This is a genomic window from Hyphomicrobiales bacterium (genome assembly GCA_030688605.1).
In the GTDB taxonomy this organism is placed as follows: domain Bacteria; phylum Pseudomonadota; class Alphaproteobacteria; order Rhizobiales; family NORP267; genus JAUYJB01.
In genome coordinates this window covers 21461-41289 of record JAUYJB010000009.1, presented here as the reverse complement: position 1 = coordinate 41289, position 19829 = coordinate 21461, and the positions used below count along the sequence as shown (strand labels likewise).

Annotated in this window: 21 protein-coding genes; 10 read left to right on the top strand and 11 right to left on the bottom strand. The window is 64.5% G+C overall.

Annotation, left to right across the window (positions count from 1 at the left end; genetic code table 11):
• Positions 1–154 precede the first annotated feature (154 nt).
• From Q8P46_01275 to Q8P46_01265, 3 genes are all read right to left on the bottom strand, one after another.
• A complete protein-coding gene (locus Q8P46_01275; protein ID MDP2618803.1) occupies positions 155–667 on the bottom strand; it encodes a tripartite tricarboxylate transporter TctB family protein in 513 nt (170 codons plus the stop codon).
• Between the two features lie 246 nt (positions 668–913).
• On the bottom strand, positions 914–1876 hold the full coding sequence (locus Q8P46_01270; protein MDP2618802.1) for a tripartite tricarboxylate transporter substrate binding protein: 963 nt from the start codon (positions 1874–1876) through the stop codon (positions 914–916).
• A 113-nt stretch (positions 1877–1989) separates the two neighbouring features.
• Positions 1990–2904: a nitrilase-related carbon-nitrogen hydrolase gene (locus Q8P46_01265; GenBank protein MDP2618801.1), complete on the bottom strand. Its 915-nt coding sequence runs from the start codon at positions 2902–2904 to the stop codon at positions 1990–1992.
• 194 nt (positions 2905–3098) lie between these two features.
• Between Q8P46_01265 and Q8P46_01260 the strand changes: the two genes are divergently transcribed.
• Positions 3099–3416 (top strand): putative quinol monooxygenase, encoded by a 318-nt coding sequence (locus Q8P46_01260; GenBank protein ID MDP2618800.1) that lies wholly within the window; start codon positions 3099–3101, stop codon positions 3414–3416.
• Positions 3417–3514: 98 nt separating this feature from the next.
• On the opposite strand, the gene Q8P46_01255 is transcribed toward Q8P46_01260, so the two are convergent.
• Positions 3515–3724 (bottom strand): hypothetical protein, encoded by a 210-nt coding sequence (locus Q8P46_01255; protein MDP2618799.1) that lies wholly within the window; start codon positions 3722–3724, stop codon positions 3515–3517.
• On the opposite strand from Q8P46_01255, the gene Q8P46_01250 reads away from it, so the two are divergent.
• The 3 genes from Q8P46_01250 (at position 3717) to Q8P46_01240 (ending at position 6314) form a co-directional block, all read left to right on the top strand.
• A complete protein-coding gene (locus tag Q8P46_01250) occupies positions 3717–3974 on the top strand; it encodes a hypothetical protein (protein MDP2618798.1) in 258 nt (85 codons plus the stop codon). The two genes, Q8P46_01255 and Q8P46_01250, sit on opposite strands and share 8 nt — an antisense overlap.
• 75 nt (positions 3975–4049) lie before the next feature.
• The gene (locus Q8P46_01245) at positions 4050–5438 is read left to right on the top strand and encodes an NAD-dependent succinate-semialdehyde dehydrogenase (GenBank protein MDP2618797.1); all 1389 of its coding nucleotides are present in this window, start codon (positions 4050–4052) and stop codon (positions 5436–5438) included.
• Between the two features lie 42 nt (positions 5439–5480).
• Positions 5481–6314, top strand: coding sequence for an NAD(P)-dependent oxidoreductase (locus Q8P46_01240; protein MDP2618796.1), 834 nt, complete (start codon positions 5481–5483; stop codon positions 6312–6314).
• 30 nt (positions 6315–6344) lie between these two features.
• On the opposite strand, the gene Q8P46_01235 is transcribed toward Q8P46_01240, so the two are convergent.
• Together Q8P46_01235 and Q8P46_01230 are read right to left on the bottom strand one after the other, a co-directional pair.
• Positions 6345–7724, bottom strand: a complete 1380-nt coding sequence (locus Q8P46_01235; GenBank protein MDP2618795.1) for an MmgE/PrpD family protein — start codon at positions 7722–7724, stop codon at positions 6345–6347.
• Entirely contained in the window at positions 7721–8461 is a 741-nt protein-coding gene (locus Q8P46_01230) for an SDR family NAD(P)-dependent oxidoreductase (protein ID MDP2618794.1), read from the bottom strand. Before Q8P46_01230 ends, Q8P46_01235 begins: the two co-directional genes overlap by 4 nt.
• Before the next feature lie 280 nt (positions 8462–8741).
• Between Q8P46_01230 and Q8P46_01225 the strand changes: the two genes are divergently transcribed.
• The gene (locus Q8P46_01225; GenBank protein ID MDP2618793.1) at positions 8742–9827 is read left to right on the top strand and encodes a hypothetical protein; all 1086 of its coding nucleotides are present in this window, start codon (positions 8742–8744) and stop codon (positions 9825–9827) included.
• 224 nt (positions 9828–10051) lie between these two features.
• Positions 10052–12049, top strand: a complete 1998-nt coding sequence (locus Q8P46_01220) for a tripartite tricarboxylate transporter permease (protein MDP2618792.1) — start codon at positions 10052–10054, stop codon at positions 12047–12049.
• Positions 12050–12056: 7 nt separating this feature from the next.
• Here Q8P46_01220 and Q8P46_01215 read toward each other — a convergent pair whose 3' ends face one another.
• Genes Q8P46_01215 through leuC form a run of 3 tightly spaced genes read right to left on the bottom strand, consistent with a single transcriptional unit; the run spans position 12057 to position 15031 of the window.
• Positions 12057–12962, bottom strand: a complete 906-nt coding sequence (locus tag Q8P46_01215) for an isocitrate lyase/phosphoenolpyruvate mutase family protein (GenBank protein MDP2618791.1) — start codon at positions 12960–12962, stop codon at positions 12057–12059.
• A gap of 33 nt (positions 12963–12995) precedes the next feature.
• Positions 12996–13634, bottom strand: coding sequence for a 3-isopropylmalate dehydratase small subunit (gene leuD / locus Q8P46_01210; GenBank protein MDP2618790.1), 639 nt, complete (start codon positions 13632–13634; stop codon positions 12996–12998).
• Positions 13634–15031: a 3-isopropylmalate dehydratase large subunit gene (gene leuC / locus Q8P46_01205; GenBank protein MDP2618789.1), complete on the bottom strand. Its 1398-nt coding sequence runs from the start codon at positions 15029–15031 to the stop codon at positions 13634–13636. The genes leuD and leuC overlap by 1 nt, the downstream gene beginning before the upstream one ends.
• Positions 15032–15124: 93 nt before the next feature.
• Here leuC and Q8P46_01200 point away from each other — a divergent pair, with 93 nt between their 5' ends.
• The 3 genes from Q8P46_01200 (at position 15125) to Q8P46_01190 (ending at position 17849) form a co-directional block, all read left to right on the top strand.
• Entirely contained in the window at positions 15125–16477 is a 1353-nt protein-coding gene (locus Q8P46_01200; protein ID MDP2618788.1) for an MmgE/PrpD family protein, read from the top strand.
• A gap of 77 nt (positions 16478–16554) precedes the next feature.
• The gene (locus Q8P46_01195) at positions 16555–17553 is read left to right on the top strand and encodes a hypothetical protein (GenBank protein MDP2618787.1); all 999 of its coding nucleotides are present in this window, start codon (positions 16555–16557) and stop codon (positions 17551–17553) included.
• Between the two features lie 32 nt (positions 17554–17585).
• The gene (locus Q8P46_01190; protein ID MDP2618786.1) at positions 17586–17849 is read left to right on the top strand and encodes a cation:proton antiporter; all 264 of its coding nucleotides are present in this window, start codon (positions 17586–17588) and stop codon (positions 17847–17849) included.
• Between the two features lie 52 nt (positions 17850–17901).
• Here Q8P46_01190 and Q8P46_01185 read toward each other — a convergent pair whose 3' ends face one another.
• Both Q8P46_01185 and Q8P46_01180 read right to left on the bottom strand, forming a co-directional pair.
• Positions 17902–18066, bottom strand: a complete 165-nt coding sequence (locus Q8P46_01185; protein MDP2618785.1) for a DUF3309 family protein — start codon at positions 18064–18066, stop codon at positions 17902–17904.
• Positions 18067–18187: 121 nt separating this feature from the next.
• Complete coding sequence (locus Q8P46_01180) at positions 18188–18334, bottom strand: hypothetical protein (GenBank protein MDP2618784.1); 147 nt, start codon at positions 18332–18334, stop codon at positions 18188–18190.
• A 435-nt stretch (positions 18335–18769) separates the two neighbouring features.
• Between Q8P46_01180 and Q8P46_01175 the strand changes: the two genes are divergently transcribed.
• Positions 18770–19471: a Crp/Fnr family transcriptional regulator gene (locus Q8P46_01175; protein ID MDP2618783.1), complete on the top strand. Its 702-nt coding sequence runs from the start codon at positions 18770–18772 to the stop codon at positions 19469–19471.
• Positions 19472–19829 lie beyond the last annotated feature (358 nt).

Sequence of the window (19829 nt, the reverse complement as noted above, 5' to 3'; positions counted from 1 at the left end):
CCGGTGGGCCGATTTGGCCCACCGAAGGCCGGGTTCTTTTGCGCCGTGGCGTCGTTGCGGCTCTTGGCCGATATCCCGTATCGCCCTGCGAACCGCGCCTGGCCACGACGCAAAATCATCCCGGTCAAATGGTTCCATATGGCCAAGACCCGCTCTAAAACGCGAACACGACGTTGAAGGCCTCGGCAAATACGGCATATACCACGCCCGCCGTAATCACCGACACAACGAGGCTCTTCCACAACGGACGTGTGCCCATGGCCGTCGACAGCACGAATACCAGCGCCGCCGCCGCCGGAACCAGGCCGATCCGGGGAATCGCCCAGACGGTGGCGACCACCGAGGTCACCAAGATCGCAACCGCCCTTAGCTCGGCAAGCGTCAACCCGCTGGCCTCCGCATCGCCGGTGCCCGTTCCGGCTGAGGTTTCCTGTTTCAGCCGGCGATGGGCCAGCAACTGGCTGACCGCCTCCAAAGCGGCCAGCACGCCGAGCGTCGCGGCAATCAAGCCCGGAAACAGGCCTGGGCCGAAGCCTTCTTGCAGCGGCATGTTGGGAAAGTCGCGGGCCATGATGCCGTAGCCAATCGCCACAAGAACGATGAAAGCCGGAAAGAGAAATCTTGCGCGCATCGCTGCCGTTTCTCGATTAGAGCCGTTCCCGGTCATATGGAATCGTCTGATCGGGGTAATTGTGCGCCGTCGCCAGGCGCATGTCGAATTGCGATGTGGGGCATCGGAGGAGACTTGCAGCCACGCCGCGATGCCAAAGAACCCGGCCTTCGGCCGGTTGATCCGAGTTGACCCATCGAATTGATCCCATACGACCCAAAACCGCTCTCTATGGCCGGCGCCGGCGGAGATGGCCAATATTGACCACCTCCGCCTGTCACGCCCGTCCGGCCACTTGGGTTTTTAGTTCGCGGCCTTCTTGAGCTCGTCAACGACCTGCTTCAGCAGGTCGTTCTGTTTCGCCACGTAATCGGGGAATTCGTCGATCCCGATATAGTTGATACCAAAGCCGCGATCCTTCGCGGCCTGCATGAGCTTGGGGTCGTTCTCGGCTGCCTTGAAAGCCTCCGCCAACTTGGTCTTGATCGGCTCGGGCGTTCCCTTGGGCACGAAGATGCCGCGGAACTGATAGAAGCCGACTTCCATGCCGAGTTCGCCGAAGGTCGGAACGTCGGGATAGGCGTCCACGCGTTTCGGCGAGGAGATCGCCAAGAGCCTGACCTTTCCGTCGCGCATGCTGGGGATCACCTCCGGCGGATGCACCGATATGGCGTCTATTTCGCCGCCGAGAAGCGAGGCAACCCGGCGCGCGGCAACCGGTACGTAGGTCACCTCCGCCCCCTGCTGCGACATCAGCGCGGCTGCCGTCATGTACGTGAAACTGCCGGAGCCGGCATGGCCGATCTTGATCTTCTTGGGATCGGCCTTCGCCGCCTCGATGAACTCGGGCAGGCTCTTCCACGGCGCATCGGCGCGCACCACGAGCGCGGTGGCATCAAATGTGACGCCGCAAACATAGTCGAAATGATCGTAGGCGTAGGGCAGATTGCCGAGGAGCGTCGTCGTCAGGATGGATGCCGACAGCCAGCCGATATTGTAGCCGTCCGGCGCCTGGTTGCCGACATAGTCGAAGCCGATCGATCCGCCGCCACCAAGCTTGTTGACCGTGGAAATCGGCTGACCGAGTTCCTTCTCGGCCGCGGCGGCCGCAAGCCGGCCGGCGATATCGGCGGCGCCGCCCGCGGTGAAGGTGATGGTCATGGTAATCGGCTTGGAAGGGTAGCTATCGTCTGCCGCCAGTCCGGCGGCCGATATCCATAGTGCCGCTCCCCCCGCGAAAGCAATTGTGGCGAAACGTTTGCACATCGATTTCTCCCTTGAATTGATTCCTCTGTTTGTTCTTGTCGCCTCAACCGCCCATTGCGGCGACCGTAACAGGACGGACGCCAATGGCATGCGTCCGTGCAAATGGCTGAAACTTACTCAGCGGCAGTGAGCTTTCTCGATGCCCGGGACAGACTTGCCCGTCCCGCCTCCGAAACGCGCTCAGCCTCCTCCGAGGGCGGCTGATTCCAACGCTCGGGTATCTCGTCCCATTGGCTGTAGATGGTGAACGGATTGTCGGTCAGGCCGTGCGGGGGCATACCGGTGTAGCCACGGTGCTTGAGCTGGTAGAGGTAGTTGTTCGACGTGCGCCGATCGCGAGCCGCCTCGACAAGCCTGGGGTAGACGTCGACCTTCGTGAAGCCCTCGGTATCGCCCATCTTGCAGATGATGTTGCCGTCGAAGTCGCAGGCCATCGAGCGGCCGAAATAGGAGTAGGAAGCGTCCTGGCCCGTGTGGTTGACGGCAACGACATAGGCTTGGTTCTCGTACGCGCGAACCTGATTGGTGATGTCCCAGATATTGTCCCAGGGATACATGTATTTCGACGGCCGCAGGATCACGTTGGCGCCTTTCCAGGCCGCTTCGCGGGCAACTTCCGGATAGTCGAAATCCGAGCATAGCGTGATCGCAAGCTTGGAGCCCTTGGGGCCGTCGCAGACATACATCGCCTCGCCCGGCGTCCACGGCTCCTTGGGGCACCACGGCATCATCTTGCGATACTTCAGCGCCACCTCTCCGTCCGGATCGATAATGACCATGGCATTGTGCGGGTTGTGGCGCGGGTCGTCGGCCCGTTCGACCACGGAAACGCACAGCCATACGCCATATTCGCGCGCCTTCTCTCCGAAGGCCTCGGTCTCCGGCCCCGGCACGGTCGAAGAAAGGCGAAGATGATTGGCGTAAGGATCGAAACCGAACCCGTGGGTGCTGTATTCCGGGAAAACGATGAGATCGACCCCCGGGAAGCCTGCGCAGGCACGGTCGACATAGGCGTTGATCGCCGCCATATTACGCCGCACTCCTGAGGCATCCGTCGCAGCGTCCGGCGAAAACTGGACCATAACGATGCTCATCGCATCAGGAATCGGATTAATTGCGGGCATTTTCGCTCCTCCTAGGACCTTGTCCCGTATGTTATAGAACGTTATGATGCAACATGTCGAGATAGCAATTGTCCGAAAATCAGAGAGTGAGGGGCTTCGTGGCCGAAAACAAGGTCTTGGTATTTGCGTCTTTTCGGCCGAAATCCGGGCAGGAAAAGGAGGTCGAGACGATTCTGCGGGGTATGGTTGCGCCGACCCGCAACGAGCCGGGCAACGAGTGCTACGACCTGTATAAGCGCCAAGTCAGCCGCGAGGGGGAACATAGCTACCATCTGTTCGAGAAGTATCGCGACGGCGAGGCGCTGCAAGCACACCGGGACAGCGAACACTACAAGAATTACCGCAGCGCGATCGGCGATCATCTCGCCGAACCGATCGGTGTCATCGTTCTTGAAGCCGTCGACGCAGCGAGCTGACTACCGCCCTTCAACAACGCGGCTCATTGCAGCCTGATATTGCACCGACGCGCGTTCGCTTGCGCGAGTAGAAAGAAAAGGGAGCTTAAAATGAACCATCATTCAATACGCTTGCAGTGCACGCTGGCCGCGATTGCCCTGGCTTTCGGTTTGGGCGGCCCGCCCAGGCCACGCGGCGGAAAGGATCCTGGTCGGTCGAGCGCGCATACGAGCTGCTCCCGCAGCTTTCGGAGCGGCGGGACAATCTCGGCAATCAGCTCAGCGGCGGCGAGCAGCAGATGTTGACGATCGCGCGCGCTGATGAGCAATCCTGACCTCATTCTGCTCGACGAGCCGTCGGAGGGTCTGGCGCCGGTCATCGTGCGCACGGTCGGCGACGTTGCCGGCGTGATCCGCGACGAAGGCATTTCGGTTCTTCTGGTGGAACAAAATGCCGCATTCGCTTGCCGGATTTCCGAGCGGGTTTACATTTTGGAGGATGGACGCGTGCGTTTCGACGGCTGCGTTGCGGAACTTAACGCGGATGCGGAATTGAAGCAGAGGTACCTGGCCCTTTGACAGGGCGATGCGTCGCCGCCTTCCAGCGGCTGGGCGAAGGTCCGCCCGAGGGAACAGAGCAGGAAGGAAAACACCATGCCCATGAAGAGCATCAATCCAGCGACCGGCCAACTCGTGGCCACATTCGACGAACTATCCGACTCCGACGTCGAAGCGCGGCTGCAGGCGGCCGCCGATGCCTTCCAGCGCTGGCGGCATGGCGATTCCACCGAACGCAGCCGGTGCCTCGTGAAGCTTGCCGAACTCCTGGAGGCGGAAAAGGACGCCCTTGCCACGATGATGACCGAGGAAATGGGCAAGACCCGGAAATCCGCCGGGGCCGAGGCACTCAAATGCGCGCTTGCCTGCCGCTATTTCGCCGAGCATGGCGCAGCTTTCCTGGCCGACGAACGCATCGAGACGGAGTCCGACAGCTTCATCCGCTATCTGCCGCTGGGAACGATCCTTGCGGTCATGCCCTGGAACTTCCCGTTCTGGCAGCTCATCCGCTGTCTGGCGCCCGCCGTCATGGCCGGCAACACGGTCATCCTCAAGCACGCCTCGAATGTCCCGCGCTGCGCGCTTGCCCTGGAGGAACTCGCATTGCGCGCGGGCCTGCCGAAGGGCGTCTTTCAGTCGCTTCTCATCGGCTCGAGCAAGGTCGCCCGGATCATTCACGATCCGCGGGTGGCGGCGGTAACGCTCACCGGCAGCGAGGCCGCCGGGGCCAGCGTCGCGGAGGCGGCAGGCCGGGCGCTGAAGAAATGCGTTCTGGAGCTCGGCGGCAACGATCCGTTCATCGTCCTGCCCAGCGCCGACCTCGAAGCGGCGGTGAAGACGGGGATCCAGGCCCGCATCATGAACAACGGCCAGTCGTGCATCTGCGCCAAGCGCTTCATCGTGCACAAGGACGTCTATAAGCCGTTTGTCGACCGGTTCGTCGCCGGGCTTGAGGCCCTTGTCGTCGGCGACCCGATGGACGATGCGACCGAACTGGGGCCCATCGCCACCGCCGACGGGGTGGAGACCCTCGAGCGGCAGGTTCGCGACTCCGTTGCCGCCGGAGCCAAGCTCCTGACCGGCGGCTCCCGGCTCGAGGGCGCCGGCAATTTCTTTGCCGCGACCGCGCTCGCCTCCGTGCCGCGGAACGCCCCCGCCTATAGCGAGGAGGTGTTCGGCCCGGTGGCCGTGCTGTTCGAGGTCAGCGACCTCGATGAAGCGATCCATCTCGCCAACGACACGCCGTTCGGGCTTGCGAGCAGCGTGTGGACGAACGACGCCGGCGAACAGGAGCGGCTCGAAAACGAGATCGAAGCCGGCCAGACCTTCGTCAACGCCATGTCGGCCTCCGATCCCCGCCTCCCCTTCGGCGGCATCAAGGCGTCCGGCTTCGGGCGCGAGCTTGGATATATCGGCGCGCGCGAATTCACGAACATGAAGACGATCGTCGCCGTGCGCCGCGACCGGGCCGAAAAAGCAGCCTAGAGTGCGACTGCAAAGGGCGCTCAGCGATCGGAGGAAAGTCGCATGGCGGGCAGGAAGATCGAGCGCGTGGGCCTCATCGGCCTCGGCAAGATGGGCAATCCGATGGCCCGCCACATGATGGCGAAGGGGTTCCCGGTGGTCGGTTTCGATGTCGACGCGGAAACCATGGCGGCCGCCGTCGACATCGGCGTCACCAGCGCGTCGACGCCGGCCGAGGTCGCGGCATCGTGCGACATCGTCATCGTCGTCGTCGGCTTCGACGCCGAGGTTGACCACGTGATCTTCGCCGATGACGGTCTGCTGGCGGGCGCAAAACCGGGCGCGGTCATCGCCATTGCCTCGACGGTGGCGCCGCAATTCATCAAGCGCCTGCCGGCGAGGCTCGCCGGCAAGGACGTCCACATGCTCGACATTCCCCTGACCCGTGGCGAGGACGCCGCCGAGAAGGGCCGTCTCCTCATCCTGGGCGGCGGCGATGAGGCGGTGTTCGACGTCTGCCGGCCGGTGTTCGAGGCCTTTTCGGACGCGATCTTCCATCTCGGGCCGCTCGGCGCCGGCCAGATCGGCAAGATGGTCAACAATCTGATCCTCTGGGCCTGCATCTCGGCAAATTATGAGGGCTTCAAGCTCGCCGAGACTCTGGGCGTCTCGCCGGAGCGCCTGCGCGAGGCGCTGGCCGAGAGCAGCGCCCAGAACTGGGCCATGGACACCCGTGCCGACGACCGGCCGGTCCCGTGGGCGGAAAAGGACATGACCATCGTGCTCAAGGAGGCCGATCTGGCGCGCTTGAGCCTGCCGCTCTGCGGCGTCGTCAAGGAGGTCATCAAGGGCTTCAAGATCGAGCGCGGCCTGCCGATGCCGAAAATGCCGGAGTGAGGCGGGCGCGGGTAAGCCAGTCAACCGGTTTCAAGCGGCTGAATTCATCAGCGCGCAAAGGTGCTCGACATTGTCCGCCTTGTCGAGCTGCCAGGCCGCGGCGGCGAGCGCGCCCGCCCGCTTGCGCTTCAGCACCGGCTCAACGAGGCCAAGAAACTTGGCTTCAAGCTCGCTATCGGTCATCGGGTTTCCGACCGTTCCCCGGACCGCGCGGGTGTGATGCCGGAGGGTCCGCCCGTCATGGGTCGCAAGCTCGACGATCGCCTGGCGCGCCGGTTCGGCACGGGTCAGTTCGGGGCTTCCGATCAGCCGCACCTTGCGCCGCTCGGCGAGGATGCGTTCGTCGCTCATCCGGTCGCGGTCGTGGGCGTTGTGGAAGGTCACCGTGCCGTCGACGAGCATCAAGGCGATAAGATGCTGCAGATTGACGTTCGGCATGTCGCGATCGTCGACGACGCTGGCCCCCTCCTCCGGCAGGCTGACCTCGATGGCCGCGATGTCGTCCGGGCCGACGCCATGCTCGCTCATCAGGGCCTTAAGCGAGTCCAACGCCGCCTGCACCGGCGAGCCCACGCACCAGCGCTTGATGTTGGTATTCTCGATCGCCCAGCGGCTGCCGAGATCGGCGAAGGCCGGTTCCGGATCGGCGCCAAAAGCCGAGAAAAAACTGGGACTTCCGTCGAAGACATCATCGACGCCGACAAGTCCGCGCTCGACGGAAAGCACAGCCGCTACGCCGTTCCGCGCCGGCATACCGGCGAACACGAAGGCCTTCTCCAGATGCTCCCGGTCGCGAAACAGGGTCGCGAGCCCCGCGGCCTGATGGGCGGCAAGCGACAGCACGCTTTGGCATTGCCGCCGGTCGAGCTTGGCGAGCGTCGCCGCCGCGGCAGCCGCGCCGAAGACGGCGCCGAAGGAATGGCTGTCGAAGCCGCGCTCGACGATGAAGCGCCCGCCGCCGAGGGCGGTGCCGATCCGGGCGCAGATTTCATAGCCGATGACGATAGCAGCGAGCATTTCCGCGCCCGTGGCGCCGCGGCTTTCGGCCATGGCCAGCGCCGCCGGAACGACGGCGCAGCCCGGATGGGTGACCGAGGCCGGGTGCGCGTCGTCGGTCTCGTCGGCATGGGCCGCCATGGCGTTGGCATAGGCAGCGGACTGTACCGGGAAACGCTTGGCGGCGCCGGCGACCGTCGCTTCCTGGCGATCTCCGGACAGAAGAATGTCGGCAAGGGCGATTTGTCCGGCCGGCAGACCGGCGCCGGAGACGATCGCCGCCAAAGTGTCGAGCATATGCCGCTTGGCATGGTGAAGCCGCCCCGGCGGCGGCCGCGTGCCCTCGCAAATGAACGCGGCGATCCTCACCGTCAGACCGTCCGGGCGCGCTGTCTCTTCCGGCGGCGGGCTCATCCCATATAGAACCCGCCGTTCACATGGATCGTCTGCCCGGTCATGTAGCGGAAGGCGCCGCTTGCAAGCGCCGTCACTACGTCGGCGATTTCGGCCGGCGTGCCGGCCCGTCCCAGCGGAATCCGATCCACCGGCCGGTTTTTCGACAGTCTAGCCCGATACTCGTCCGGGTCGCCCGGCGCCTCGATGCGCCCGGGAGAAAGCAGATTGATGGTCACCCCCATCGGCCCCAGGTCCTTGGCGGCCGAGCGAACGAAGCCGACAAGGCCGGACTTGGCGGCCGGCGTCGCCGGGCCGCGCGCGCCGATGAATGCGCTGGTGCCGGCGAACAGGATGATGGTGCCGCCCGTCTTGGCAAGATGGGGGGCTGCGTATTTCGTGGTGAGAAAGGCACCGTCGAGAACCGAGGCCAGCGCTTGGCGCCAAGCCTTAAGCTCAAGCTCCATCAGCGTGCCATGTTCGCGCTTGACCGCGCAGTTGACGACCACGTCGAGGCGGCCAAAGCGTTTGACCGCCGCCTCGACCGCGGCGGAGCAGGCCTCGGGGTCGGTGACGTCGCCGAGCGCGACCATCGCCTCGCCTCCCTTGGCGCGGATCATACCGGCCGTCGCTTCGGCTTCTTTCGCGGAAACGCGCGCGTTGACGGCCACGGCATGGCCGGCGGCGGCGAGCGCGAGGCAGACTTCGCGGCCGATGCGCCGCGACCCGCCGAAAACGATGCAAGCTTTCGCGCTCATTCCCCCCTCTCAGTCGCCCATTGCCATTGCGGCGCGATGTCCCCTGCGGCCGCGCGCCACACTGCCCGGCCCAAACCGTTGTGCTAACCGATCGGGTCGGTCGTCCGCGTTGCGCCGCGTCCGAAGGGCAGAACCGGCGTTCCGTTCAGCGGGAATTCGTTTTGTCTACTGGAAAGATAGCGGGAAAAACGCTATACGACAACGAAGCAAGATAAGTGCGTGCGCGCGCCCGCGCAGCACGCCGAAAGACAGTGACGAGTTCCTGGGACGGGAGGAAATCATGACCGGACTGCGATCCTGGATTGCCGCCTTTGCGCTGTTCGCGCTGCTGGTGCCGATCGACGGCACCGCCCATGCGCAGGCGCCCTATTACGAGGGCAAGACCGTAAAGGTCATTGTCGGCCTTCGCGCCGGCGGAACCGCGGATACCTTCATTCGCACCTTTACCGACTACTGGCAGAAATACGTGCCGGGCAACCCGACCATGGTGGTCGAGAACATGCCGGGCTCGGGCAATCTGATCGCCACCAACCATGTCTACGAGGCCGTCGAGCCGGACGGGCTGACCCTGGTCTACGGCCCATGGGTGCCGACCGCCCAGGCCCTCGACCTTCCCGAGCTCAGGGCCGATTATGCGAATTTCGAGTTCGTCGGCGCCTCGAGCGACATCCGTGTCAGCTATATGCGCAAGGACGTGCCGCCGGGCCTGACGAAGCCGGCCGATATCGTCAAGCTCGAGACGTTCAATGTCGGCGGCAACGCGCCGACCGATTTCGTCGACCTGTTGAGCCGGATGAGCCTCGATCTCATCGGCGCGAATTACAATTACGTGACCGGCTATCGCGGCGGCTCGGCCATCTACGCCGCAATTCTGGCCAACGAGGCCCAGTATGCCAACACCAGCTACGGCACGCTGGTGACGCGGTCCGCCGACTTCATCGCCGAGGGCGGCGACGGTATGCCGGTCTACTATTTCTGCACCCGCAACACCGCCGGCGAGTTCGTCCGCAAGGAGCTGCAGGGCAATATCCCCTGCTTCGTCGATCTCTATGAAGAGATCCACGGCAAGCCGCCTTCGGGCCCGGTCTGGGATGCTCTCGACTGGCTGGTCGAACTGGCGGCCAAGGTGACCTTCCTGGCGCTGGCGCCTCCGGGAACCCCGCAAGAGGCCGTCGTCGCGCTGCGCGAAGGCTTCTACAAGGCGGCCGCGGACGAGGAGCTGCAGAAGCTCTTCGTCGAGCGTACCGGCGAGCCGGTCGAGTTCGTGCCCGCCGAGGAAGGGCCGGCAGCCCTTGAGGTGCTCGCCGCGACCTCGGACGAAATCAAGAAAGTGCTCCGCGAATATGTGGAGAGCGGCCAGAAATAGGCCTCCTGCGCGCGCGCCCCAGGCGGGCGCGCGCCACCTTTCCCGCGATCTGAGCCGTGAGAGCGGTTCCGGGCTATAGGGGATCAATTCGATGGAGCCAAATCGGTTCCTCCGGGCAGGCGCGGCGCGAAGCGCGATGTGGCGCATCGCGCAAGAAACGCAGCGATGCCACGGCGCAAAATCATCCCGGTCAAATGGTTCCCTATAGCCCGGAACCGCTCTAGATGCTCACCACCTTCTTCGATGGCCTGCTGCTCGTCTTGCAGTGGCCGGCCATCGGGTTCCTCATGCTCGGCGTGGTGCTCGGGGTCTGGCTCGGCGCGGTTCCGGGCCTCAGCGGCATCGTCGGCATGGTGATCGTGCTGCCGTTCACCTTCGGCATGGATCCCGTGGCGGCGTTTGCGCTGTTGCTTGCGCTTTACGCCGTGACGTCGACCGGCGACACGCTGTCCGCCGTTCTCCTCGGCGTGCCCGGCACGGCGGCCGCGGCGGCCACCGTCATCGATGGCTATCCGCTGGCCCGAAAGGGCCAAGCCGAGCGCGCCTTCGGCGCGGCGTTTGCGGTGTCGATGGCCGGTGGCGTGATCGGCGGGCTCATTCTCGCCGTCTCCCTGCCGGTGATACGGCCGGTCATCCTGCAATTCGCCTCGCCGGAGTTCTTCATGCTCGGCCTTCTCGGCCTGACCATGGTCGGCGCCCTGTCCGGCGCCTCGATTCTCAAGGGGATGTGCTCCGCGGGCTTCGGGCTGCTCCTTTCCATGATCGGCTACGCGCCCGCCAGCCCGGTCCCGCGCTACTGGTTCGATCAGGTCTTTCTGTTGGAGGGACTGCCGCTGATCGCCGTCGTTCTCGGCATTTTCGCGATTCCCGAGGTGATGGATCTGGCGATCCGCAGCCGCTCGATCTCGGATGTCCCGCGCGACCAGTCGTCCGGCGGCGGCATGATGCAGGGTGTCCGCGACGCAATACAAAATAGGTGGCTGGTCATCAGGTGCAGCGCCATCGGCATTTACATCGGCATGCTGCCCGGCCTCGGCGCCGCGATCGTCGACTGGGTCGCTTACGGGCACACCGTTCAGAGCAGCAAGGACAAGTCGCAGTTCGGGCAGGGCGACATTCGCGGCGTCATCGGGCCGGAAGCGGCGAACAACGCGGTGCGCGGCGGCGCGCTCATCCCCACGGTCGCCTTCGGCATCCCGGGTAGCGCGTCGACGGCGGTCTTGCTTGGGGCGTTGCTCATCCAGGGGTTGCGCCCCGGCCAGCAGATGCTCGTGGAAAAGCTCGCCATCACCTACTCGATGGTCTGGACCATCATCATCGCCAATATAGTCGCCGCGGTCCTGCTGATGGCGGCCAGCCGCCAGATTGCCCGCCTCGCCTTCGTACCCGGCCATTTCATCGTGCCGATCGTCATCGTTCTGGTGCTGATGGGCGCCTGGATCGAGCTCACCCATATCGGCTCGTGGATCATTCTGCTGGCGGCGGGATTCGTCGGCATCTGGATGAAGTCCGCCGGCTGGCCGCGCCCGCCGCTGCTGCTCGGATTCATTCTCGGGCCGATCATGGAGTCCGGCTACAGGCTTTCCAGCCGTGCCTTCGGCGAATTCGGATGGATGTCTCGCCCGTTCGTCATCGTGTTCGCCATCGTGATCGTCTTCACGATCATGTGGAAACTCCGGGCCCAGTACCGGAGTGGGAACGAGGGCGGCGACGCCCCGATGCAGGGAGAAGGCTTTGCCGGTGACCCGATCTTCTCGCTGCCGCTCGCCTTGATGTTGTTGGCCGTCTTTGTGGCGGCGGCCATCGCGGCGCTGGAATGGCGGCCATCGGCGCGTCAATTTCCGCTCACCATCTCCATTCCGACCATTGCCATGCTGGCAACCCTTGTCATAGGCGAGTTTCGGCAGGCGGCCACGGCCGCGGGTGACGCGGGCGCATGGCGAGCCGCATTTTCGGCTTCGAGCGAGGCGGTTCTGCTGCCGAAAGTCGCTTTGTTCTTTGCCATGCTGGTGGCGGTCTTGGCCGTCTCCCTCCTCGTCGGGCAGCCGGCGGCGCTCACGATCTATACGGTCGCCTACATTCTTCTCTGGGCCAGGCTCGGCGGCATCGTGGCCCTGATCTACGGCGCGATCACGCTGGCCTTTCTCATCGCCTTCTATGGCAAGCTCATGGGCGTATCGTGGCTGCTGCCGGCGGTCGGCCTGTTCAAATTCCTCGGCTAGAGCGGGCCTATTCGGCCGCGTCCTTGCTGCCCTTGACGAGATCGGCCGCCTGGGCGTCGTAGCGGCGCTCCCTTTCCAGCATCGCCTCTAACCCGACCGTCTCGTAATAGTCCTCGAGCGACATCAGCTCGCCCGCCACCCGGTCGAACGACCGGTCGCGCTTCAGGGCCTCGAGCGCCCGCACCACGCCGCCGGCTGCGGCAAACAGCAGGGCCGAGGGGAAGGTGACCGCCGTTACGCCGAGTTCCTCGAGCTGATCGAGCGTCACCTTCGGCTTGCCCGCGGCATGCGACTGGTTGGCTATATGCGGGCCGGGGACCTCGGCGAGCACCCGCTTGATGGCGTCGAATTCGTCGACGCCCTGCGGGATGGCGAGATCGGCGCCCGCCTCCATGAACATCTGGCAGCGTTCGATCGCCGCGTCGAACCCTTCGACGGCGAAGGCGTCGGTGCGCGCGCCGATGAACAGATCCGGGTCGCTGCGCGCGGCGAGCACCGCATAGAGCCTGGCCAGCATGGTCTCGGCGGTGACGATCTCCTTGCCGGGAAGATAGCCGCAGCGATTGGGAAACACCTGGTCGCCGATGAAGATGGCGGCGGCGCCCGCCGCCTCGAGGGCACGAACGGCCTGGGTGATGTTGTGCACGCCGCCGAAGCCGGTATCGGCGTCGACGAAGACGGGGATCGAAACGGCGCCGCAAATGCGCGCATAGTGATCGGCCATGTCGCGCATGTTGCTTTGGCCGTGGTCGGGCGCGGCCAGCATGCTGCCGAGGGCGGCATAGCCGCCGGCGACCAGCGCCTCGAAGCCCTGCGCTTCGACAAGGCGCGCCGACAACGCGTCATAGGCGCCCGGCAACAGCGCCAGTCCCGGCCGGTTGATGATGTCGCGCCAAGCCTTTCGGGTGCTCATGGTTTCTCCAAACGATGATCCAGTCGATAGTTTCTAGTCGATTTTTTCGGAAGCCGACTGGCGCAGTTTCTGCAGCCAGGGCTGGTCGCGCCGCGTTCGGGCTTCCCAGGCGGCGATGTCCTTTTCATGCCGTTCCGTCAGGCCGATATCGTCGAGGCCTTGCAGGAGCAGCGTTCGCTCGTCGGCGGGAATGTCGAAGGCGAAGACGCGGCCGCCGGGCGCCGTGATCGTCTGCGCCCTAAGGTCGGCGATGAACGCGTCGCGGCCGTCATTGTCGACGACCAGGGCGTCGAAATCCGCCGTATCCTCCTTGGCGAGGACGACGGGCAGAACGCCGTTCTTGAGGCAATTCTCGCGATAGGTATCGGCGAAGCTGCGGGCGACGATGCACCTGATGCCGAAAGCGGCCATGCTCCAGACGGCGGTCTCGCGCGAGCTGCCACAGCCGAAATTGCTGCCGGTCACGAGCAGCTGGGCCGAGCGGTATCGCGGACGGTTCAGGACGAATGCGGCATCCTCGCCGTTCGTGTCGCCTTCCCGGCGGCTGGCGAACAGCATGGCCGCATAGTCCGGCGTCAAATTGCGGCCCGCGGCCGGAGCGATCTGGTCGGTGTTGATATCGTCTTCCAACAGCGGCGCGGCAACGCCGCTGACGGATTTGAACGGTTTCATCAGCCGCCCTCCGTGAAGCGGCGAACATCGACGATCTTGCCGGCGACGGCGGCGGCGGCGGCCATGGCAGGGCTGACGAGATGGGTGCGCACGCCCTTGCCCTGGCGGCCTTCGAAATTGCGGTTGGTGGTCGAGGCGCAGCGGTCGCCGGGGTCTCCATAGTCGAGCATGCCGCCGGCGCACATCGAGCAGCCCGACTCGCCCCAATAGAAGCCGGCCGATTTGAAGACCTCGTCGAGGCCCATGGCCTCCGCCTCGCGCTTGACGGCGGTGGAGCCGGGAACGACCAGTGCCTTCATGTCCTGGGCAACCTTGCGGCCGCGCAAGACCGTCGCCGCTTCAACGAGATCCGGCAGGCGGCTGTTGGTGCACGAGCCGATATAGACGCGGTTAACCGGCACGCCCTCGATCGGCGCGCCGGGCTTAAGCTGCATATAGTCGAGCGCGCGCTCCATGGCCGGTCTGCGCGCGGGGTCCCATTGCGCCGGGTCCGGTATCCGCCCGCTCACCGGGATCACCTGGCTGGGGTCGGTCCCCCAGCTCACCTGCGGCTCGAGGCCGCCGCAATCGACCGACAGGTCGGCGTCGTAGGTCGCATCCTCGTCGCTGCGCAGGCTCCGCCAGGCCGCGTAGGCCGCGTCCCAGTCCGCCCCCCGCGGGGCAAAGGGCCGGCCCGACAGCCACTCGAAGGTGGTTTCGTCCGGCGCGATGAGCCCCGTGCGCGCGCCCATTTCGATCGCCATGTTGCAGACCGTCAGCCGGCCCTCGATCGCCAGCGCCTGGACGATTTCGCCCGCATATTCGATCGCGTAGCCGCGCCCGACCGCGACGCCCAACTCGGAAATCATCTTGAGCACGACATCCTTTGCCGACACGCCTTCAGAGAGCGTGCCGCTGAGGTTGATGCGCATGGTCTTGGGCCGCTTCAGGGCCAGGACCTGGGTCGCGAAGACATGTTCCAGATCGGTCGTGCCGCAGGCAAAGGCGAGCGCGCCGAGGCCGCCCACCGTGCACGCATGGCTGTCCGGGCAGGCGTAGGTCGCGCCCGGCAGGGCGATGCCGCGTTCGGGCGCCACCACATGAGAGATGCCCTGCTCGCGGTCGCCGAGGTCGAAAACGTGGACCCCGAAGCCCTGCGCGCGCTCGCGCGTTGCCTTGGTGAAGACCGTATCGCCGTCCTTGCCCGGTCCGCGACGGGCCGACAGGGAGTGATCCAGGACCGCGAAGGTCAGATCGGGCCGCCTGACGGAGCGCCCGGCATCGCTCAGGCGGCCGAGCGCGATCGGCGCATGCAGATCGTGCGCCAGGTTGCGGTCCATATAGACCAGATCGCGGCCGTCCGAGCGCCTCGCGACCACGTGCGCGTCATAGATCTTGTCAAAAAGCGTTCCTGCCAATTCGGGTTCCTTCCCGACCGCGCGATCGTCCGGGGCAGCTTTCTTATAGCGGACCCCGGCCATATTCCGCTAGGAGGGAAACGATGACCTCGGATGCAAGCCCACTTCGACATGGACGCGCGCCGTATGAGCAAATTCATCGATGAGCTTACCCGTGCGGTCGCGAATTGCGATGGCGGCGACGGGGAAAGCCGGGCGTTGATCGGCCGCGCCATCGCCGACACGCTCGCTGCCGCAGCGGCCGGCTTTCCCGAGCCTGTGACCCGGATGGCGCTTGCCGCCCATGGCGGCGGGCGGGTACCGACCTGGTCCGGCGAAACCTGCGACAGCGCGGAAGCCGCCGTCATGATCGACGCCATTGCCGCCCATGCGCTCGATTTCGACGACGTGTTCCTGGAAAGCGCCGCCCATGCGAGCGCCGTCATTCTGCCGGTGGTTCTGCGCCTGGACGGCGGACATGACCCGGATGACATCGTTGCCGCCTTCGGCGCCGGGCTGATCGCCGCCCGGGCGGTCGCCAGGCGCGTCGGGCTCGGTCACTACCACAAGGGCTGGCACGGCACCGGCACGATCGGCGCCTTTGCGGCGGCTGCGGCAGCAGGGCGGCTGGCCGGGCTCGACGAACGCCGGATGCGCGCCGCCTTTGCGCTCGTTGCGTCCATGTCGGGCGGCCTGAAGATCAACTTCGGCACCGAGGCAAAGCCGTGCCAGGCGGGCTTTGCCGCGGCTGCCGGGCATCGGGCGGCGCGGCTTGCCGCCGCCGGCATCGAGGGCGCGTCCGACGTGTTCGGCCCCGGCGGCTACGCCGAGCTTTACGGCGCGGGCGACGGCAAGGCCGACCTTGACGAGTCCGACTTTGCGCCGCGCCCCGACCGGCTCTCCGTCAAGCTCTATCCGTGTTGCTACGCCGCCCACCGGCTCATCGGGGTGGCGCTATCCGCGCGAGATGCGCTCGGGCCTGTCCTTGCCGATCCGGATACGGCCGTGCGCGTCACGGTGCCCGCAGCTTCGCTCGAGGCGCTCCGCTACGACCGTCCGGCGACCGGACTGCAGGCCAAGTTCTCAGGCCCTTACGCGCTTGCGACGGCGCTGATGAAGGGCCCGCCCACCCTCGCCAACTTCGCCGACGAGGTCGTCGCCGAAGGCGATCTTGCGGCCGCGATGGACCGCATCGAGATTGTCGAGGACCCGTCCCAGCCGAGCGGCGGCGACATCGAGGCCGGAGCGGTGATCCTGGACGTTTTCGATTCGTCGGGGCGGCTGTGCGGCGGCTTCGCGCGCCGGCATATTCCAGGCTCGCCGGACGATCCGCCGTCGCGCCAAGCGCTGGCGGCAAAGATCGACGGGTGCCTGGCGGTATTCGCCCGCGCCTATGGGGGACCGCCGCCGGCCGTGAAAAGGGCCGGCGCCATCCCGCAAGCCAGGGCCTGGCTCGACGGAGATTGAAACGCCGCCGGACCTGCTATAGTCGCGCCGCGCGGCGGCAATTCGGCTCCCTCGTCGGCCCTGTATGGAAATTCCATATGTCTGTTGACATCAATGATATCGCTAAGGTACTTCGCACGCCGCTGGAACTCAATGCCAAGGCCGGCGACAAGATTCTCATCATCACCGATACCAAAATGGACCCGGCCCTGTGGCAAGGGCTGTCGATCGCGGCCGGTCAGTTGGGCATGGAGCCGGTCATCGCGATCATGACCCCGCGCGCGGCCCACGCCACCGACCCGGTCAGCCCGATATGCCAGGCCGCCGTCGACCCGGAGGTCGATCTGTGCATCTATCTGACGAGCACCGCGCTTGCCCACGCCCCGATCACCGAGCAATTGCTGCAGAAAGGCAAGCGCTTCATCCTGATGGAGGAACTGACGCCCGAAATGCTGGCGCCGGACGGCCCGGCGGGCGCCGACTATCGGGCCATCGACGTCCTCGGCCAGAAGATCGCCAAGATGCTCACCGACGGCTCGCGGATCGAGGTGACCTGCCCGAACGGGACCAGCCTCACCGCCAGCATCGAAGGCCGCGTCGGCCGCTCCGTCGCCGGCATGCCCCTAAAGATGCGGCCGAGCGGTGGCGGCGGTTGCGCCTTTCCCGACGGCGAGGCGCATGTGTGCCCCGTCGAGGGCACCGGCGAGGGCACGGTGGTTTTCGATCTCACGGCCCACTCGGTGGGCGCGATCAGGGAGCCGATCCGACTCACCGTCGAAAAGGGGATGGTCACCAGGATCGAAGGCGGCCGGGAAGCCGGAATCTGGCGCGATATTCTTGCCCGCCACGGCGACGTCAACAGCTACAACTGCCCCGCCGAGATCGCCGTCGGCCTCAATCCGAAGGTGACGCCGATGGGGATCATGCGCACCGACAAGAAGCTCTACGGCTCAGCCCATATCGGAATGGGCGACACGATCACGCTTGGGGGAACCTGCCACGCCAAGCTGCGGCTTGAAGGCGTCATCCGCGAACCGGTCGTCACGATCGACGGCAAGACCGTCACCCGCGGCGGCAAGATGCTCGTCGATGGCTGAGTCGCCGCGTTGCGCTTGAGGCGGCGTTTGCCGTGCCGCTCGTCCTTTGCGCCCGCCTGTTTGCCGTCTCGGTCCCGGTGCTGACTCTGAGCGCGACCCACTCCTTCGTGCGGGGGACGATACCGGTTCTGACATGGGGCGGGTTGCGCGGTGGCATCTCCATCGCTCTCGCGCTTTCAATTCCGGAAATGGCCGAGAAATCCGTCATCCTCGCCGCGACATATGCGGTCGTTCTCTTCACCGTCATCGTTCAGGGCCTGAGCCTACGCGCCTTGGTCGAACGCGTCGTCAAGTGAAGGCCTGCTCGCAGCCACCGTTCAGGAGCACATCCGACATCCCGCCGTCAGATCAGAGCCGACCCATGAGAACCAGTACGACGAGGATGATCAGGATGACGCCGATGACGCCGATGCCACCGTGACCGTAGCCGTAGCCGTAGCCGCCGAGGCGGCCACTGAAGCCGCCTAGCAGGAAGATGACGAGGAGGATAATGAGGATGGTTCCGAGCGACATGAGCTATCTCCCTTGCTTCACCCGACCGAACATCGAGCCTGTTTGCACGCCGACTTTTAATTCCTCGATCGGCACATTCCGGACGGCGCGCCAGCGAGGACGCCATCCGGGAATTGCCGAGCTACTTCGTCTCGATGGAAAGACCGCCCTTGTCGATATTGATCTCGACGCCGGTGGCGTTCTGCCGCTCCTGGTAGAACTGATAGCCCAAGACCAAAGCGGCCACGGCGAGCACGCCGATGACGAGGTAGAGACCATTACGATTCATAGCTGGGTGACCTTGCTCAGTTTCCAGAGCAGCTTACCATGATTCTCGATTTGCTGCCGGTCGGGAAACCTGTCCACCGCATCCATGACGGGTTCCCTGCAAATGACAAATCGAGACATGAGCTGCGTCTTTTCAGCCGACGAGAAAGACCCCGGCCGGTGTGTTCCAGCCAGGGTCCTGTACCGGACGCGTGAGGGTACAATGGGGGGGCATTGGGACGACGCCCGGATTTGCACAGATTAGACAGGGCGGCGAGTAGCGTCTGAGCAAAATTGAACACTTTCGCCGCACCGCCCGCGACCGCGTCGCCAGCCACCTGCCTGACTGCAACCGAGCCACAATCGGTCAAAAAATGCACATGGCGCATTTTTCGCCGCGAAAATCCTATGTTAAGATGAGGCCCGTTCTTCACAGACACGCACAGGAGATCGTGTCATGGCGATCAAATCCCAGGCGACCAAACCCTGGGCGATCAAGCCCCAGGCGTCATTCGATCCGAAATCTTTTCTCGCCCATGTCGGCGAGGGCCGGAGCATTGGCAGGTACCGCAAGGACCAGACCGTCTTCTCCCAGGGAGACCCCGCGGACGCGGTCTTCTACATCGAGAGCGGCAAGGTGAAGATCAGCGTCGTTTCGGAGCAAGGCAAGGAAGCCGTCATCGCGTCTCCTGGAACGGACGAATTCTTCGGCGAAGGATGTCTTGCCGGGCGGCCGCAGCGGATAGCGACGGCCGCGACCATGACGGAATCCGTCATCGTGCGACTGGAAAAAGCGGCCATCGTCCGCGTGATCCACCAGCAACCGGCGTTCTCGGAGATGTTCATCGCCCATCTTCTGGAGCGGACCATCCGCGTCGAAGCGGACCTCGTCGATCAGCTGTTCAATTCGAGCGAGAAGCGCCTGGCACGGATCCTTCTGCTGCTGGCGAACTTCGGCAAGGAAGGAAGACCGGAGCCGATACTCGCGAAAATCAGCCAGGAGACGCTTGCCGAGATGATCGGAACGACACGGTCGCGCGTGAGTTTTTTCATGAACAAATTTCGAAAATTGGGCTTCATTCACTACAATGGCCGCATCGAAGTCCACAGTTCATTGTTGAATGTCGTTCTGCACGACCAGACGAATATAAGTACTTAGAATATCGATACTTAAATTCGCTCATTTCGCCGACGCGCATATGGATGCGATCCTCATCCCTTTCGATGTGAGCAATTCTGCACAGTTTTCACCCCATCATAAGCGTAGCTTAAATGGCGAGAGAGGGTCATCCTTCTCAGCGAACATTTTATCATCGTGAGTTTTGTGCAACGAAAATTGCGCCATGAGCAATATTGAACAAATCATCGTTCGGTAAATTGCCAGTTTTTGTTTCGCAGACTTTGAAGGCTCTGGGTCTCAGTCGTTCGCGTCGATCGTCGCGAACGACAAACTCAGTCCGTTCGAATGGGGACAAACGTCCGCAACCGAGGTGGAACCCATGAGCAAAGGAAAACGT